This is a genomic window from Kribbella catacumbae DSM 19601 (genome assembly GCF_000372465.1).
Classification (GTDB): Bacteria; Actinomycetota; Actinomycetes; order Propionibacteriales; family Kribbellaceae; genus Kribbella; species Kribbella catacumbae.
Window position 1 is genome coordinate 17,841 of the sequence record NZ_AQUZ01000081.1, and the last position, 16,986, is coordinate 34,826.

Below are 16,986 nucleotides of genomic sequence, written 5' to 3' on the forward strand. Positions count from 1 at the left end.
TTTGGGTAGTTAGGCTTCAGCCGTGCAGGAACCAACGGGGAGCGGTGACCGGGAGGAATTGCCGGCGCTGCAGGACATGAAGGTGCGCGGCCGGTCTTTGAAGACCTGGGGCTTCAGCGCGGCGGCGGTACTGCTGGCGATCTCGGCGGTGTTCGGCGGCCTGCGAAAGGCTGGCGACGAGACACCGCAGGTCGCGGCCGGTACGGCGATAGACGCTGGCCAGTTCGAGGTGACGATCCAGCGGGTGGTCACGGTCAAGGACCTGAAGCCGCTGTTCCGGCCGGACGAGGGCGGCGCGCTGATCGCCGTGGTGACCAAGCTGAAGGTGACCGACGACACCGGCGTGACTCCGCCCAGCGACCTGATCCAGCTGATCGGCGTACCAGGGATCAAGGACACCGACCGGCCGATCGGCACCACCAACCTTCGCGACCAGACGCAAGGCCCGGTGCTGACACCGGAGTACGGCGAGGATGTCGCCTACATCTGGAAGCTGCCCAAGGCGACCGAGCTGCCGACCGAGGTGAAGCTCACCGTGCAGCACTACGAGCACGTGCAGGAGTCGCTGCTCGACAGCCACGAGAAGTGGATGCCGGACAAGATCGCGGCCGAGAGCAGCGTCAAGGTGAAGGACAACACCAAGTGAGCGCGCCTCTGCCGTCCTTGGAGGAGGCCGCGCAGCGCGACAGCAGGCAGCGCAAGGTGCTGAACGTCGTCTTGGTGATCGTCGTACTGGTCGCGATCATCGGCCTGTACCGGCTGACGCCGACGCAGCAGGACATCCAGCAGCCGGTCGCGGTGAAGGGCATCGTCGGCAAGGCGGTCAAGACGCCCCGGTTCGAGCTGACCGTGCGCGGCGTCCAGGTCAGCAAGAAGCTGCGGGTCCCGCGATCGGCGCCGGATCGCGACTCACTGTCCGACTTCGTCGTCGTCGACGCGATCGTGAAGGCGACCCGGGAGCCGATCCACCTGAACAAGGTGTCGATCAAGGCCGCCGACGGGACCCTCTACCTCGGCGCCAACCGGGCCGGGCTCAACGAGACGGACCTGACCGGGTTCGAATTCGCACCGGACATCCCCGCCCACGGCTCGTTCGTGGTGGAGATGCCCGCCGATCAACTGCCGGGGGCGGTGCTGCAGGTGATGGAGAAGTCGATCTTCAACGATTTGGAGCCGCAGGCAACGATCCCGCTCGGGGTGGAGAAGGACCAGCTGGACGGGCTGCGGAAGGACGTGGCGATCCTGACCGCCGCGGACGAGTCATGAGCAGCGCCCGACGGGCCCGGCCGGGCTGGTTCCGCAAGAACACTCCGGCGTTGCTGTCGCTGGTCGTCGCCTTGCCGTTGGCCGGCTGGTGGACGACACACTCCGACTACAAGTCCTGGTACGACGCCGAGCCGCGCGACGCGGTCAAGGTCGCGGCAGGCGGTACGGCGTACGCGGAGGCCACCTGGTACGCGGCGAGCGTCGAGGTGGACCCGCAGCCCAAGCGCTCCACCGACGTGCCGAAGCCGCTGCCGGAGGGTACGAGCCGGGTGCGGGTGTACTTCCGGATCCAGGTGGACGACGTGGCGAAGCTCGAGAAGGTGAGCGGCTGCCAGATCCACCTGCGGGCGCCGGACGGGCGAATCTGGGACGATGCGAACCTCGAAGACGAGTTCCAGGACCGGCCGACGGGCTGCACCGGTGGCTACGACGACAAGCCGGCCAGCTACCGGGATCCGAAGATCGCGCAGTACTACCTGAAGCCGGTGGCCGGGAAGCCGTTCGAGATCGTCGCGGTCTTCATCGTGCCGACCTCGGTGGCGTCGTCGGTCGAACCGACGATCACCTGGGCTACGAGACTTCCTGAGTATCTGGCATTCCCGAGGTAGCCGCGCTCAGGTCGGCGACGCCCTTGTCCTCCTGCGGTCCCGCCGAGTGCGCCGCGTGCGTCCTGGTCCTGGGCCGCAGGTAGCCGGCCAGCCCGCCGATCATCCGGTCGTACGCCGCCGCCAGCAGGCTGACCTGGAGCATGATCTTCAGGCCGTCCGTGACCAGGTTCAGCGGCTCGTCGATCACCATCCAGAACCGCAGCGAGTGCGGGCCGAACACGTAGTCCTTCAGGAAGATCCAGACCTCGCTGGCCAGGAAGGTCACCACCGCCCAGGCGAGGAAGTAGCCCAGCATCGGCCGCAGCCCGGACCGGACCACCAGCCGGAACGCGTCGGCCACCGGCGTCCAGCGGTCCTTCCAGTCCGACACCATCGAGTTGCCGGCCACCCGGACGATCCGCGGCGTCTGCTGCCAGCGGTTGGTGATCCGGTCGAACCGCCAGCGCCGCTCGAGCTGCTCCGCCTTGTGCACGGCCCGGCCGTAGATCACCGCGGTCATCGTGATCCACATCAGCGGCAGCACCGCCGCGCTCCACAGGTCACCGATGCCCGCGGCAACGAATCCGGTGACGGTGTCCCAGATCTCGCGCACCTTCTCGACGCCGAGCATGTGGTCGAGCACCCAGCCGTACCCGTCGTGCACCCAGGCGGAGATCTGCCGTTCCTTCAGCCAACTCTTCGGCGACGGGATGAACGAGGACGCCTGGTAGATGACGACGAAGATCCACAGCGCCTCGAGGTAGGTGACGAACAACCGGCGTACCGGACCGCCTGAGTTCTTCCCCTTCCGCTTGAAGAAGAACCGCAGCAGGTACGCCGTGACGCCCAGACCGATGAACAGCCAGGTCGAGAGCGCCTGGAGTCCCGTCGAAGGCGCCGCCACCTCGCCGCCGTTGAGCACGGTCGCGACGGTGTCGTTGACCTTGTGGACGGCCAGTTGGTACTCGTAGTCGAGCGCTTCTTCCTGCAAGAACTTGTACGCGGCGTAGAACGCCAGGAACGGCAACAGAGCCGCCGCAAGCGCGTCGATCGGCCGGTGCTCTTTGCCGGGCTCCACGCCGTCAGGCGCCAGCATCCCCTCGGCCACAGCCCGCCGATGGAAGGGCAGTTCGCCTCGCAGTACCAGGAACATGGCCACGTACATCGCCAGCGAAATGACAACCAGCAACGCCAGAAGGGCGATCCCGGCCGCTTCCGCCTTCGCCCCCGCCTGCACAGCCACCCACTGCAGCCCTCGATGCGCCAACTGCGCAATCAAGAACACCGCAAGCAACCGCGGCCAAGCCTTCCCGAACAAAGCCCCCGCGCGCCCCACCGTAGTGAGCAACGTCCCCGATTCCATCGCCACAAACCGGCAATCTACCTCCCCACAGGTCCCCCACCCCCCGATCACCCCTGTGGAAAACCAACCGCCCAACCCCACCCACCCGGATACACTCAGTTAGGAAGGACAGCAGGCGCGGCACCAGGCACCCACCACCGCATCACGCACCCACCCAGCACCGCCGCACCACGCACCCCGGGCACCGCACACCCCGCCGCCGCCCCACAGCCACCCACCACCCAGGCCAGCCGCCTGCAGGTTTGGGTCAGCCGCCTGCGAAGGGTGGGAGGGCGTCGACAAGGGCGCCTTCGGAGAGGTCGGCGTCGAGGTCTACACGCTCGCCGTCGAGCAGGAATGTGCAGATCCCGAGCACCCGGGCGAGCTCCGGCCGATCAACCGAAACCACACCCACGAGCTCCTTCACCGAACCCGCCTGAGCAGTCGCCGTGGACTCGCCCGCCGCGGCACGGGCGGCAGCGAAGTACCTGATGGTCACTTCCGGCATGTGGGTCCGGCCTCACTAATCGGTTAAGTCTTCCGCTATTATGTCAGCTTGCTGTTGCTTCCAGTGTGACTCGGGCCCCCGGCAATGACGCCGCTGGGGCCTGACGTGCATAAGGACCGGGTCGCTCACCAGGGATCCGCCAACCAGCACAAGGAGACAGCGTGAGTACGTTGCTTCTGCTGACGAACGCGCTGCAGGCTTCCACCGAAGTCCTGCCGTCGCTCGCCCTGCTGCCGCACCAGATCCGGATCCTGCCCGCCGAGGTCGCCGCCCTTGTGGACGCACCCGACGCCGACGCGGTCCTCCTCGATGCCCGCCGCGACCTGGTCACGGTCCGCGGGGCTTCCCGCCTGATCCGCACCACCGGGATCGACGTACCGCTGATCCTGGTCGTCACCGAGGGCGGCCTGACCGCGGTGAACGCCGACTGGGGCGCCGACGACGTACTGCTCGACACGGCCGGCCCGGCCGAGATCGAGGCTCGCCTCCGGCTGGTGATCGGCCGCCTGGCCGCCGCTCGCAACGAGGACCCCGACACCTCACTGATCCGCAGCGGTGACGTGGTGATCGACGAGGCGTCTTACACAGCGAAGCTCAACGGACGCGCGCTCGACCTCACGTACAAGGAATTCGAGCTGTTCAAGTTCCTCGCGCAGCACCCCGGCCGGGTGTTCACGCGAGAGCAGCTGCTGCAGGAGGTCTGGGGCTACGACTACTTCGGCGGCACCCGCACGGTCGACGTCCACGTACGCCGCCTGCGCGCCAAGCTCGGCCCTGAGCACGAATCGCTGATCGGTACCGTCCGCAACGTCGGCTACCGCTTCGTGATCCCGCCCTCGACCCAGCGCGAAACGGCCGACGCCACCGTCTGATCTCAGCCCGATCCCACCCGTCTGATCTCAGCCCGACGCCTGTCCGAGCTCAGCCCGACCCTTACCGTCTGATCTCAGCCTGGAGCGGATTCCGGACTGGACCAAGACGCCGGGACCGGCTTGGGCAGAGCGTATCCTTGCTGCTACCGTGCGCATTCGGTCTTTCACGGAAGGTGACCGATGGCGCACGTTGCTCCGACTTCGCATCGCCGAGGTGCTCACGCTTCACATCGCGGCGACCGGACTGACGGACCGATCCAGCCCACAACCTGGCTCGGCCTGACCTTTGCCCTGATCTTCGGCCTGGTCCTGACTGCCCGTTCCCACGTCGGCGTCCACGCCGCCGGCGTCACCCTGCTGGCCATGCTCCTGCCGCTGACCCTCGTCGTCTTCGGCATCGCCCTCCGCCGCGGCCACGGCTCCACCAAAGCAGCCCTGTCGACCGTCATCGCAGTCGCCTTGATCATCCTGAGTTTCCTGCTCTAGCCAGTACGCCGACCGCTCACGCCCCTCCGCGAAGCCGAGCCGGGTCGGACGGGATCGGAGCGGATCGGATCGGATCGGATCGGATCGGATCGGCGGAGCTCGATCGGAGCGGACCATCTGGGGGTGTGGACCACCACCGGGTCTGGCGAACCGGTACCGGGTGGGAGAACAGCGCTCTTGAGCTTGTTCGGCTCGCGGCTCCGCCCGGAGTCGCACATCTTCCGCGACCTGTTGACCCGCGAGTACGGCGTACCGGCGCGTCGGCCGATTAGTCCGGTCGCTCGTGGGCGGCGAGGATCTCCTCTAGTACGAACGACGCGTCCGCTGGCAGGCCCTCGCCATCGCCGACCGCACCGGCGCAGACGACCAGGGCCTTCCAGAGCGCCCAGCCTTGTCCACGCCGCCAAGTCGCCTCGTCCACCTCCAGCCGATCGCGGAACGCCGCCCGGCTCTTGCCGGTCAGCATCGTCCAGGCGATCGCCAGATCGCAGGCTGGGTCCCCGGCTCCGCAGGTGCCGAAGTCGATGACGGCCGCGAGCGCACCGTCCTTCAGCAGAAGGTTTCCCGAGGCGATGTCACCGTGGAACCAGACCGGCCGGCCGTCCCACGGGGTTCGCAACGCCCGTTCCCAGATCTCTTCGGCAGTCTCGGTCGGGATCAGGCCGTCCAAGGTCCTCAGGGAGGCCCGGGCCCACCCGTCATAGGTCGCCAGTGGTCCGCCTCGGAACCAGTTGTGCAGCCCCGGGACCGGCCCGCCTGTCGGGTCGATCCGCTGCAATGACACGAGGAACTCCGCAACGTCGACGCCGAACGTCGTCAGGTCCTCGACGACGGCACGGTCCGCGGGCTCACCACCGAGCCACCGATAGATCGACCACTCGTGCGGAAAGTCCTCATCGGGTACGCCTCTGCCCAGCGGAACCGGGATCTCCAGCGGCAAAGCGGGTGCGAGAACCGGCAGCCAGCTGTGCTCCTTCTCCACCGCGAGCGCGTACTCCTCGGCGGTCGGCAGCCGAACCAGCATGTCTTCACCGAGACGAAAGGTGCAGTTGTCCCAACCCTGCGCGTCGACCGGCCGGACCTCAAGGTCGGACCATTGCGGGAACTGCGCGGCGATCAACCTGCCCGCCACCGCGACGTCGACCGTCTTCCGGTCTGGCCGTGGCAAGAGCTCGGGCGTCTCGTTCATCAGGGGCCGACCGTATGGCGTCCGATCGGACCGGCGCAAGCCGATTTCCGATCGCCCCGAACTCGACTCCGCGCCCCCGCAGGTTCCCCACAATCAAGGACAGCCTCCGCAAAACCACCCTGGCGAACGCCACCGAGGCACTACAGCTCAAGAGCGCAACCGCCGTCCGCACCTGACTGGATAAGGCCGGACCGCCACCACTACCCAACCTCCCCAGCAAGCGCTTCCCCTCGGCGTGTCGCAGCGCCAGTGCCGGGTTACCTAGTGGTGGCGGTCCGCGGCCAGGCCTTGAACGCAGGCGGTGTACCGAGAAACATGATCCACAACGGCGCGTCGAAGGTGCGGATGCGTTCGTCGGACGACCAGCGTTGGGCGGCATGTGAGCCGATGCCGAGTGGGCGTTGGATGACGGCGGGTGGGATCTGGCGGCAGAGTCGAGCACCGGGGATTCGGGTGGCAAGCCGATCCAGAGGAGCCGGTTGCTGATCAGGGTCATTACAGCTAGCAGGGCGGCGTTCGCCGTACCGGCGGGTGGAGTTGTCCACCAATGCTCGCCGCCTGGCACGAGGCGATGAGCCAGCAATAGCAGCGCAGCCAGCTCGCGGCGGTGTTCGTGGACTGAGTAGCGGGCCGGTTGAGGAGCTGTTGCGAGGGTAGGTACGCGAACGCCCGGGCGCCTCGTGGTGAGGCGGCCCGGGCGGGTGGCGCTGGGCGGGTTAGGAGCCGATGCTGATTCGGTTCGTCGGGCCCGGGGTGTACGGGTCGTGCGCGGCCAGGTAGTTGGCGAAGGCGTCGATGTCCAGGCCGCCGAAGAACTTGTCGGTCGCCGTGGTGAAGGCCGGGAAGCCGTCACCGCCGTCGGACAGGAAGTTGTTCGTGACGATCCGGTACGTCGTACCGTCGACCAGCGGCTGACCCGCGACCTTGATCGAGCCGGCCACCACCTTCGCGCCCGGCGTGGCAGCCGGGTTGTAGGTGTAGGTGATGCCCGCGACCTGGAGCACCTTGTTCGAGGCCTGGTTGACGCCTGAGAACTGCTGCTCCAGCAGGGCCTTGATCTGCGTCCCGGTCATGTCCATCGAGACCAGGAAGTTGTTGAACGGCTGCACCGTGAACGCCTGACCGAACGTCACCGCACCCGCATTGGAGGCAAGGTCCTCCCGGATGCCGCCCGAGTTCATGAACGCGACCACCGGCGTCTTGCCGTTGGTGACGGGCGAGGTGTCAGCCAGCTGGGCGTCGGCGATCAGATTGCCCAGCGGAGACTCTCCCGAGTCGTCCGACGTCTTCACGATCGACGAGGTGGTGATGTGGCCGATCACCTTGGACTCGATCGGCGCGACCAACGTCTGGTACTTGGTGATCAGCTTGGTCAGGTCACGGTCCTTCGGCACATCCTGGGTGACGATGTGGTTGTTCGCCAGCGTGTTCAGCCGGTCCACGTCCTTGGTCGCCAGGTTGATGCTCAGCCGGACCTCGGTGACGATCTTGCCCAAGGACGAGGCGCTGGTCACCAGGCGCGGTTTGCCCGCCGGGTCGTTGATCGAGCAGTTGTACGCCTGGTGCGTGTGACCGGAGATGATCGCGTCGATCGCCGGGTCGAGCGTCTTGGCGATGTCGGTGATCGGACCGGAGATCCCCGGGCAACCGTTGTACGCTTTCGGGTCGGACGGCAGCCCGCCCTCGTGCAGCAACACGACGATCGCCTCGATGCCGTCCTTCTTCAGCTTCGGCACCAGCGCGTTGGCGGTCTCCACCTCGTCCTTGAAGGACAGTCCCTCGACGCCGGACTTGGTGACGATGTTCGGCGTGTTCTCCAGCGTCATGCCGATGAAGGCGACCTTCTGGCCACCGCGGAACTTCTTCACCGTGTACGGCGCCAGCAGGGTCTTGTCGGTGTTCTCATAGAACACGTTCGCCGAGAGATAGTCGAAGTCCGCACCCTTGAACTCGGCCTCCGGGTCCGGGCACGAGTTCTGGTTGTTCTGCCCGTCACCGTCGTTCAGGCAGCCACCCTTCTGCATCCGCAGGAGTTCCTTGTAGCCCTCGTCGAACTCGTGGTTGCCGACCGAGGTGGCATCCAGGCCCATCTCGTTCAGAGCCTCGATGGTGGGCTCGTCGTGGAACGCCGCGGACAGCAGCGGCGAGCCGCCGATCAGGTCACCGGCGGCCACCGTCGCGGTGTCCTGCCCCTGTGCCTTGGCAGCTGCGCGCAATTGCTCCAGCTTGGTCGCCAGGAACTCCGCGCCGCCGGCCGGAGTGCCGTTGATGTTGCCCCCGGAACTGGTCGCCCGGTTGGGCGCCAGGTTTCCGTGGAAGTCGTTCAGCGCGAGCAGCTGGATCTGCGTGTGCGTCGGCGCCGGCTTCGCCGGCGCAGCCTGGGTCACGGTTCCCCCCGTGGCCAAGCCGAGCACTACAGCGGCACCGGCGGCCACCAAGGCGACGGCCCGGGGTCCCCTCAGCCACATCTTGTCTCGTCCTGTGAAGGCCATGTCTTCGTCTTCTCTGTCGTCGTTTCGATCACCGCTGGTGTGCGGTTCCCGAAAATTACCCTGCTACGGCGTGGCTGACCAAGGTCTCGACGATGAACTCAGCAGGACCTTTTACGGTATCGAGGTGACCCTCGAAACCATTCCCTCACCGTTGCCCTCGGCTACCGCCGCCGCCATCACCGAGCTCGCCCGCTCAGCTGCTGAGAGCGACGGCGTTCGCCCGCTCTCCGAGCACACCTTGCTGCACCTGGAGGGCGAGCACCCCGGCGACGCCCACGTCCTCGCGTACGCCGGGGAACCAGGCTCGGCCGAGCTTGCCGGGTACGGCGCGCTGGGTCCTGACGGATCTGCCGAGCTGGTGGTTGGCCCGGAGTACAGGCGAAAAGGCTTCGGTACTGCGCTGCTGCGGATGCTGCTCGATCATGGGGGCTCGGAGCTGCGTGTGTGGGCGCATGGGCGTCTGCCTGGCTCGGATGAGCTCGCTGGTCGGCTGGGGCTGAGTGTGGCGCGCGAGCTGTACTTCCTGCGCCGGGCGAGCGCGCCGGTGCCTGCGGCTGTCTGGCCGGAGGGGATTTCGGTGCGCACCTTCGTACCGGGGCAGGACGACAGCGCTTGGCTGGCAGTGAACGCTGCTGCCTTCGCCCACCACCCGGAGCAGGGCAGCTGGACGCAGGCGGACTTGGCGGACCGACTGCAGCAGCCGTGGTTCGATCCGGCGGGGTTCTTCCTCGCGGTCACGGCGGACGACTCGGTCGCCGGCTTCCACTGGACCAAGGTGCACGACGACGAAGGCGGTGAGCCTTTCGGCGAGGTCTATGTCGTCGGCGTCTCCCCCGACCACCAGGGCTCCGGCCTCGGCAAGGCCCTCACCCTCGAGGGGGTCCGGCACTTGCAGGAGGATCGAGGGCTCTCATCGGTGGTGCTCTATGTGGACGGCACCAACACGGCGGCCCACCGCCTGTACACGAACCTCGGCTTCGCTACTGCGGCGCTGGACGTCCAGTTCGCCCCTGTGAACGGTGTCACACCGAATTCATCCGATAACTCCGCGTCATAGTTCGCCGGCGCCGCCGTCACACCTACAACCAGGAGCCGTCTGAGCCTCTTACCCCCCAGCCGGGCGGCTCCTGGCCCAAACCACTTATCCACAGCCTGCACGAACTGACACCCCACCCCGCTCCCACCGCCGGTTACGATCAAGACCGACTACGGAGAGGTGACAAGCGTGACTACCCGCAACAGGCAAGCTACCGCCCTAACCCTGGCCTGCCTCTGCACCGCGCTCCTGGCCGGCTGCAACAACAAAAGCCCGGAAGCCGGTCGGCCGAACACGGCACCACCGCCCTCGGGTTCGGCCTCAACGGCGACTGGCAGTGCGAGCAAGCCGCCAACAGACGTGCCTGCAACTCCGCCCGAGCGTCCCAAGGCAGCTCTGGGGCTGAGCCTAGCGGCCGCTGAAGCCTTCGTTTACTACTACAGCGACCTCTTGAATTACGCATCTGACACTGGCGATGCTCGTGACCTGCTCACTAATAGCGACTCCGGTTGTGAGCGGTGCCGGCTGTATTCCGACTTCGTAAAGACGTCGAACGCACAAAATGGACTCTTGACCGGGGACTACCACGAGCACACAAAAGAGGTCTCTGAGCTGCTTCGGGGCTCAAGTGGTCGGCTCGGCGGTTCCGCGGTCGTCACCGTGGGCGCGTATGTCAGCAAGCAGACCAAGTCGGCTACTCCGATCACCAGCAAGCCGACGACCTACAAACGCGAGCTCGCCCTGTCACCGCAAGGCGGCAACTGGGTGATGTATGAGATGAAACTCGTCGAGCAATGAGGCGATTGAGCGGCGGTTTCAGTCTGGTGGCATTGCTCTGTGCCGGACTTCTTCACACAGGCACACCAGGCCCGGCCTATGCCGCTCCGGACGAGGGTGAGCGCAATGTCGCCCGACCGATGTCCCAGACGACGGCAACCCCGCCGGTCACCACAGGAAAGGGCACGAAGGACGGCATTCAGGTCGATGCCAGGGCCAACGACCGCAATCGCTTCGAGCGCAAATCCCCGGCTCAGAAGGGGACACGCAAAACCAAGCAACATACGGGCACCGCAGGAAGGGCGAGAGACAAGCGCAACCCGGTCGGCCCTGTCGAACACGACGATCTCCGCCTCGACATCGGTATCTGTGGGCACCGCCGAGGTAACTCCCCCGGATTGATCAGGTGTCTGCCTGCACTGGACGAACCGAATGAGCCAGATGAGCCGAATCAGCCCGAGGTGACGCCGAGCACCGCCGTGGTGATCCGGATGCCCCGGCCGGAAGACGTCCAATGGGAACAGGTTCTGGCCGAGTCCAAGGACGTCTTGTTCCCCAGGTTGAGGGTGAAGGTGCAGCCGGCCGGGCGCACACTGGTCAACCTAGACACGATTGTTTATACCGATCAGAGCAAGGTGTCCACGGTGACTGTGGAGTTGCTGGGATTTCCGGTGGTGGTTGAGGCTACGCCGATGAGTTATACGTGGAACTTTGGTGATGGGGCGTCGGTGACCACCTCGACGCCAGGGCAGCCGTATCCGGCCAAGGACATTACGCATAAGTATATGAAGAAGGGGCGGGTCGGGCTGACCCTTACCACGCATTACGCGGCTCGGTTCAATGTGGCTGGGACCGGATGGCAATACGTGGACGGGCTTGTGCCGATCACTGGGCCTGCTACCGCGCTGCAGGTGCGGGAGGCTGTGCCGGTGTTGGTGGAACCCGGGCGGTGAGCGCCGACTGGGCTTCAGGATCTCGACGTTCCGGGATTCGGTCTAGTGCGGCTGGTGTGTGGGGGTTGGGGACTGAAATGTCCCGCTGTGGGGCTAAAAGTCTCCCCGGGTTCGGCGAAAGATCTCCTCGGAGACCGATTGGCTTGAACCGGCGTGAGGGGGCTCGACCGGGCATTCAGGTGGGGCGGCGGACGGTTGATCGCGTTTGGCGCGGAGCTGGGACGGCGCTTGGTCGGTGCTTCGCCACGGATGGTTTGCGGCTGGTGCAGCTTGGGTCGGGAGAGTCGTGCGCCTGTGGTCGGGGGCAGGCTAGCCAGCGGGGTTGAGGGAAGCGCGGATGGCTGCGGTTAGGCGGTTTTGGGCGGCTTGGGTTTCGCCGGGGAGGGCGAGGATTGTGGTGAAGCCGTGGATCATGGTGGGTTCGCAGGTGTGGGTGGTGGGGACGCCGGCGGCGGTTAGGCGGGTGGCGTATTCGTTGCCTTCGTCGCGGAGGGGGTCGAAGCCGGCGGTGACGACGTGGGCGGGGGCCAGGCCGGAGAGGTCTTCTGCCAGGAGTGGGGAGACCATCGGGTCGGAGCGGAGGGCCGGGTCGGGGGTGTAGTGGTCTCGGTACCAGTTGATGTCTTCTTCGGTGAGGAAGAAGCCTTCGGCGAAGAGGTCGCGGCTGGGGCGGCGGCCGACGAGGTCTACGGCGGGGTAGATCAGAACTTGGAGGGCCGGGGCGGGCAGGTTTCGGCGTACGCATTGCTGGGCGACTACCGCGGCTAGGTTGCCGCCGGCGCTGTCGCCGCCAACGCCTACGTACGAGGGGTCGGCGCCCAGGTCTTCGGCGTGCTCGATGGCCCAACTGAAGGCGGCGATCGCGTCCTCGGCCGCTACTGGTGCCTCGGCTTCGGGGGCCAGGCGGTAGTCGACTGAGAGCACCCGGATGCCCGCGTCGTCAGCGAGCACGCGGCAGTAGTTGTCGTGGCTGTCCAGATCGCCGACTACCCAGCCGCCGCCGTGGAAGTACACCAGGAGGCCGCCGCCGGATGAGGGCGCCGAGCGGGGAACGTACAGGCGGGCCCCGAGCTGGCCGTCTGCCCCGCGGACGGTGAGTTCGGTCACTCGCAGTAGCTCTCGCCGAGGTCCGGCGACGAGCTTGGAAGCCGTCAGCAGGTTCGCCCGGGCCGAGGCGACGGACTGCTTCTTCTCGCCCGGCAGGAATCCTTCCAGCCGGAGCAATAACTGCAGGTCAGAGTCCAGAACGTTGCCGTCGATCTGGATCGGCGTGCCTGCCAGCCGCCTCCGGACCGCGGAAGGGAGCGCGGTCACGGGCTTCAGGGCACTGCCTTGTACCGCGTCCAGGGCGGTCCGCAGCAACGTGTCCACTCGTCGGTTCACAAGGAGTGACGCTAGCAACAACACCCGCCCCGCCGCCTAGGCCACCTCCTGTTCACCCGCGGATGCGATGCTGGTCGACGTGGCTGGAGACTTGTTGGCGTCGCACAATCGGGAGTACGACGTCGAGCCCCCGTACGACATCACGGAGGCCGGCGATCTCCCCGAGGACCGGTTCTCGGACCGCGAGCTGAGCTGGCTGGCTTTCAACCAGCGAGTGCTCGAGCTGGCCGAGAGCGACCGGGTCCCGTTGCTCGAGCGCGCCAAATTCCTGGCCATCTTCGCCAGCAACCTGGACGAGTTCTACATGGTCCGGGTCGCCGGTCTGAAGCGGCGGATCGCGGCCGGCGTCGCGGTACGGGCTGCCAGCGGGCTGCTGCCGCGTGAGGTGCTCGACCGGAGCCTGAACCGCAGCCGCGAGCTGATGGACCGGCAGGCCGAGACCTGGCGCAAGGTCGTGTTGCCCGCCCTGGTCAAGGAGGGCATCGACATCCTCCGCTGGGACGAGCTGAGCACCGACGAGCGCGAGACGATGACCAAGTTCTTCCGGGACCGGGTCTTTCCTGTACTGACCCCGCTCGCCGTCGACCCCTCGCACCCGTTCCCGTACATCTCCGGCCTGTCGCTCAACCTGGCCGTCGTCGTCCGCAACCCCGACACCGGCGGCGAGCACTTCGCCCGGGTGAAGGTGCCGCCGCTGCTGCAGCGGTTCGTCCAGGTCGCCGAGGGACGCTTCGTACCGCTCGAGGACGTCATCGCCGCGCACCTGGGCCAGCTCTTCCCGGGGATGGAGGTGACCCAGCACCACACCTTCCGGGTCACCCGCAACGAGGACCTGGAGGTCGAGGAGGACGACGCGGAGAACCTGCTCGCCGCGCTCGAGAAGGAGCTGCTGCGGCGCAAGTTCGGCCCGCCGGTCCGGCTCGAGGTGGAGGAGTCGATCGACCCGCAGGTACGGGCCCTGCTCGTGTCGGAGCTGGGCGTCACCGAGGCCGAGGTGTTCGAGCTGCCCGGCCCGCTGGACCTGCGCGGCCTGTTCGCGATCGCCGCGCTGGACCGGGGAGATCTGAAGTTCCCCGCCTTCGTCCCGTCGACGCACCCGCACCTGGCCGAGGTGGAGACCTCCAACCCGGCCGACATGTTCTACGCGCTCAAGCAGCGCGACGTCCTGGTGCACCACCCGTACGACTCCTTCTCGACCAGCGTGCAGCGGTTCATCGAGCAGGCTGCCGCCGACCCGCACGTACTGGCGATCAAGCAGACGCTCTACCGGACCAGCGGTGACTCGCCGATCGTGGACGCGCTGATCGACGCCGCCGAGTCGGGCAAGCAGGTGCTGGTCCTGGTCGAGATCCAGGCGCGCTTCGACGAACAGGCCAACATCAAGTGGGCCCGCCAGCTGGAGCACGCGGGCTGCCATGTCGTGTACGGCGTGATCGGGCTCAAGACGCACTGCAAGCTCTCGATGGTGGTCCGCGAGGAGCCGGACGGCCTCCGCCGCTACGCCCACATCGGTACCGGCAACTACCACCCCAAGACCGCCCGGCTGTACGAGGACCTCGGCCTGCTGACCAGCGACAAGGTGGTCACCGAGGACATCGCGCACCTGTTCAACCACCTGTCCGGTTTCGCCCGCTCCAGCGGCTATCGGCGGCTCCTGGTCGCGCCCCAGTCGGTACGCCGGGGTCTCCTCGACCGCATCGAGCGGGAGGTGCAGCACCATCTGGCGGGCCGGCCGGCCCGGGTGCGGCTCAAGGTGAACAGCCTGGTCGACGAGGCACTCTCGGATGCGCTGTACCGCGCCTCGCAGGCCGGCGTACCGGTCGACCTGTGGATCCGGGGCATCTGCACGATCCGGCCGGGAGTGCCGGGGATGTCGGACAACATCCGGGTCCGCAGCGTCCTTGGCCGGTTCCTGGAGCACAGCCGGGTGTTCTGGTTCGAGAACGGCGGCGAGCCCGAGGTGTGGATCGGCTCGGCCGACCTGATGCACCGGAACCTGGACCGCCGGGTCGAAGTACTGGTTCAGCTGAAGGAGCAGGACCATGTCACCGAGCTCGGTGACCTCTTCGACCTCGGGTTCGACGACCGGACCGGGTCCTGGTGGCTGCAGCCCGACGACAGCTGGCAGGCGCGGCTGACCGGCGACGACGGCGAACCGCTGCGCGATCTGCAAGAGCGGCTGATCTCCACGCGTGGGCGCCGCCGGCAAGCGGATCCCATTACCTAAGGTTGAAATCGTGAGGAACCCGGCGACAGTGATCGCCGCGGGTGGTGTCGTGTGGCGGGACGGTCGCGACGGGCGGCAGATCCTGCTGGTGCACCGCCCCCGGTACGACGACTGGTCCCTGCCCAAGGGCAAGCTGACTCCGCATGAGCACGTGCTGTCGGCGGCCCGCCGGGAGATCGAGGAGGAGACCGGTCAACAGGTCGTCCTCGGCCCGCCGCTCGGCATCCAGCGGTACGACGTCCGCAAGAACGGCAGCATCGTGCCGAAGATGGTGCACTACTGGTCGGCCGCGCTGACCGGTCCCGAGCGGGAGTTCGTACCCAACGACGAGGTCGACAAGCTCGAGTGGCTGCCGCTCGACAAGGCGCGGCGCAGGCTCAGTTACCCGCGGGATGTCGAGATCCTGGACGCGCTGGACAGGCTCACCCCGGTGCTCTCGACGCTGGTGCTCGTCCGTCACGCCGAGGCTGTCAAGCGCAAGGAGTGGGACGGCAAGGACACCAACCGGCCGCTCACCGAGGCTGGCCAGGCCAGCGCCGAGCGCCTGGTCGACGTACTGGCCGCTGTCGGCGTCAACCGGATCCGCAGCAGCGACGCCGAGCGCTGCGTCGCGACGATCACCCCGTACGCCGCTGAGCTCGGCCGCCAGATCCACTTGCACCCGGAGGTCTCCGAACGCGGCTACGACGCCGACCCGTCAGGGCTCAAAGGCATGGGCGCGCAGATCTGGAAGCCCGGCAAGATCACGGTGGTCTGCTCGCACCGGCCGGTGCTGCCCGCGCTGTCGAAGGAGCTCGGCCTGAAGGTCGGCAAGTTCTCCCCCGGCGCCTTCCTGGTCGCCCACCGGCTCGAGGGCGATCAGCTGGTCTATGAGCGCTTCAGGGCACCATGACGACGGTCACCTGTCGTCACCGCCGCAAGACTCACAGTCGGGGCACAATCTGCTCGACGTCCTGATACAGCCGTGGGCGCTGCCGGATGACGTCGGCCAGGGCGGGTATGTTCCTACCGAGGCGTCCCACCGGGCGCCGGCTCACGGAGAGGTCGGGGCGCACCATGACGACGATGCGAGAGCTCACTCTGATCGGGATCCGGATGGAGTCGCCCAACCGGGCGCCCGTGATGATGCTGCGCGAAACCGATGGCTACCGCTACCTGCCGATCTCGATCGGCTCGGTCGAGGCGACCGCGATCGCCTACGAGGAACAGGGCCTGCGCCCGTCCCGGCCGCTCACCCATGACCTGATGCGCGACGTGATCGAGGCCTTCGGCGTCACCATCGAGGCGGTCGAGATCGTCGAGTTGCGCGACGCGGTCTTCTACGCCGAACTGGTACTGGGCAACGGCGCCCGAGTCTCGGCCCGCCCGAGCGACTCGGTAGCCCTCGCAGTACGGCTCGGTACGCCGATCCGCTGCACCGAGCAGGTGCTCCAGGAGGCCGGCGTGGCGACGCCCGAGGAGGAGCAGGCCGAGCTCGAACGCTTTCGCCAGTTCCTCGACGGAGTACACCCCGAAGACTTCTCCAGCTGACTGATTGCAACAAGCTGCAACCAGGTCGTCAGGACGACCGTCAACGTGCTGCCGGCCGGCACCGTGAAGGCCGGCCTCCAGTGGTACGACGGCAAGGCCTGGCGCCACTCGACCTACATCCCGCTCACCAAGGGCAAGGGCACCTTCAGCTTCAAGGCAGCGGGACGCGGCACCACGCGGTACTGGCGGGTGGCAGTGCCGAAGATGTCGTACTACGGCAAGCCGATCGTGGCAGAGCCTGTTGCGAATTGGCTCGGCAGCGGCCGATTGTGTACCGACCGACAGGAAGTAGTCGACCGTTCGGCCGCGCGCCACGCTCACGCAGGCCGCGGCCGGCC

Annotated in this window: 17 protein-coding genes; 12 read left to right on the forward strand and 5 right to left on the reverse strand. The window is 67.1% G+C overall.

Going from position 1 to position 16,986, the window contains the following annotated elements:
• Nucleotides 1-22 precede the first annotated feature (22 nt).
• From A3ES_RS0142350 to A3ES_RS0142360, 3 genes are read left to right on the forward strand one after another with little or no spacing between them, the layout of a single operon-like run.
• On the forward strand, nt 23-646 hold the full coding sequence (locus A3ES_RS0142350) for a hypothetical protein (protein ID WP_157631047.1): 624 nt from the start codon (nt 23-25) through the stop codon (nt 644-646).
• Entirely contained in the window at nt 643-1,266 is a 624-nt protein-coding gene (locus tag A3ES_RS0142355) for a hypothetical protein (protein WP_020392920.1), read from the forward strand. The genes A3ES_RS0142350 and A3ES_RS0142355 overlap by 4 nt, the downstream gene beginning before the upstream one ends.
• Nucleotides 1,263-1,874 (forward strand): hypothetical protein, encoded by a 612-nt coding sequence (locus A3ES_RS0142360; protein WP_020392921.1) that lies wholly within the window; start codon nt 1,263-1,265, stop codon nt 1,872-1,874. The genes A3ES_RS0142355 and A3ES_RS0142360 overlap by 4 nt, the downstream gene beginning before the upstream one ends.
• Here the strand turns inward: A3ES_RS0142360 and A3ES_RS0142365 are convergent.
• Together A3ES_RS0142365 and A3ES_RS0142370 are read right to left on the reverse strand one after the other, a co-directional pair.
• A complete protein-coding gene (locus A3ES_RS0142365) occupies nt 1,837-3,138 on the reverse strand; it encodes a hypothetical protein (protein WP_020392922.1) in 1,302 nt (433 codons plus the stop codon). The two genes, A3ES_RS0142360 and A3ES_RS0142365, sit on opposite strands and share 38 nt — an antisense overlap.
• 325 nt (nt 3,139-3,463) lie before the next feature.
• Nucleotides 3,464-3,703, reverse strand: a complete 240-nt coding sequence (locus tag A3ES_RS0142370) for a MoaD/ThiS family protein (RefSeq protein ID WP_020392923.1) — start codon at nt 3,701-3,703, stop codon at nt 3,464-3,466.
• A gap of 161 nt (nt 3,704-3,864) precedes the next feature.
• Here A3ES_RS0142370 and A3ES_RS0142375 point away from each other — a divergent pair, with 161 nt between their 5' ends.
• Together A3ES_RS0142375 and A3ES_RS0142380 are read left to right on the forward strand one after the other, a co-directional pair.
• Complete coding sequence (locus A3ES_RS0142375) at nt 3,865-4,575, forward strand: winged helix-turn-helix domain-containing protein (RefSeq protein WP_020392924.1); 711 nt, start codon at nt 3,865-3,867, stop codon at nt 4,573-4,575.
• A gap of 180 nt (nt 4,576-4,755) precedes the next feature.
• Nucleotides 4,756-5,061 carry a hypothetical protein gene (locus A3ES_RS0142380; protein WP_020392925.1) on the forward strand — a complete coding sequence of 102 codons (306 nt, stop codon included), beginning with the start codon at nt 4,756-4,758 and terminating at the stop codon, nt 5,059-5,061.
• A 268-nt stretch (nt 5,062-5,329) separates the two neighbouring features.
• Here A3ES_RS0142380 and A3ES_RS0142385 read toward each other — a convergent pair whose 3' ends face one another.
• Nucleotides 5,330-6,250 (reverse strand): aminoglycoside phosphotransferase family protein, encoded by a 921-nt coding sequence (locus A3ES_RS0142385; RefSeq protein ID WP_020392926.1) that lies wholly within the window; start codon nt 6,248-6,250, stop codon nt 5,330-5,332.
• Between the two features lie 716 nt (nt 6,251-6,966).
• Nucleotides 6,967-8,637, reverse strand: coding sequence for a bifunctional metallophosphatase/5'-nucleotidase (locus A3ES_RS0142395; protein ID WP_237745204.1), 1,671 nt, complete (start codon nt 8,635-8,637; stop codon nt 6,967-6,969).
• 229 nt (nt 8,638-8,866) lie between these two features.
• Here A3ES_RS0142395 and mshD point away from each other — a divergent pair, with 229 nt between their 5' ends.
• The 3 genes from mshD to A3ES_RS54755 all read left to right on the forward strand — a co-directional run bounded on the left by mshD (nt 8,867) and on the right by A3ES_RS54755 (nt 11,508).
• Nucleotides 8,867-9,799, forward strand: coding sequence for a mycothiol synthase (mshD, locus tag A3ES_RS0142400; protein ID WP_051084940.1), 933 nt, complete (start codon nt 8,867-8,869; stop codon nt 9,797-9,799).
• Between the two features lie 168 nt (nt 9,800-9,967).
• Entirely contained in the window at nt 9,968-10,576 is a 609-nt protein-coding gene (locus tag A3ES_RS54750) for a DUF6318 family protein (RefSeq protein ID WP_157631048.1), read from the forward strand.
• Nucleotides 10,573-11,508 carry a PKD domain-containing protein gene (locus A3ES_RS54755; RefSeq protein WP_157631049.1) on the forward strand — a complete coding sequence of 312 codons (936 nt, stop codon included), beginning with the start codon at nt 10,573-10,575 and terminating at the stop codon, nt 11,506-11,508. The genes A3ES_RS54750 and A3ES_RS54755 overlap by 4 nt, the downstream gene beginning before the upstream one ends.
• A gap of 309 nt (nt 11,509-11,817) precedes the next feature.
• On the opposite strand, the gene A3ES_RS0142415 is transcribed toward A3ES_RS54755, so the two are convergent.
• On the reverse strand, nt 11,818-12,891 hold the full coding sequence (locus tag A3ES_RS0142415) for an alpha/beta hydrolase (protein WP_157631050.1): 1,074 nt from the start codon (nt 12,889-12,891) through the stop codon (nt 11,818-11,820).
• Nucleotides 12,892-12,958: 67 nt separating this feature from the next.
• Between A3ES_RS0142415 and A3ES_RS0142420 the strand changes: the two genes are divergently transcribed.
• From A3ES_RS0142420 to A3ES_RS0142440, 4 genes are all read left to right on the forward strand, one after another.
• A complete protein-coding gene (locus A3ES_RS0142420) occupies nt 12,959-15,118 on the forward strand; it encodes an RNA degradosome polyphosphate kinase (RefSeq protein WP_020392933.1) in 2,160 nt (719 codons plus the stop codon).
• 10 nt (nt 15,119-15,128) lie between these two features.
• On the forward strand, nt 15,129-16,010 hold the full coding sequence (locus A3ES_RS0142425) for an NUDIX hydrolase (RefSeq protein ID WP_157631051.1): 882 nt from the start codon (nt 15,129-15,131) through the stop codon (nt 16,008-16,010).
• 164 nt (nt 16,011-16,174) lie between these two features.
• Entirely contained in the window at nt 16,175-16,648 is a 474-nt protein-coding gene (locus A3ES_RS0142435; RefSeq protein WP_020392936.1) for a bifunctional nuclease family protein, read from the forward strand.
• Nucleotides 16,649-16,693: 45 nt separating this feature from the next.
• Nucleotides 16,694-16,986, forward strand: a 293-nt coding sequence (locus A3ES_RS0142440; protein ID WP_026163714.1) for a hypothetical protein, incomplete at its 3' end; no start/stop codon positions are given.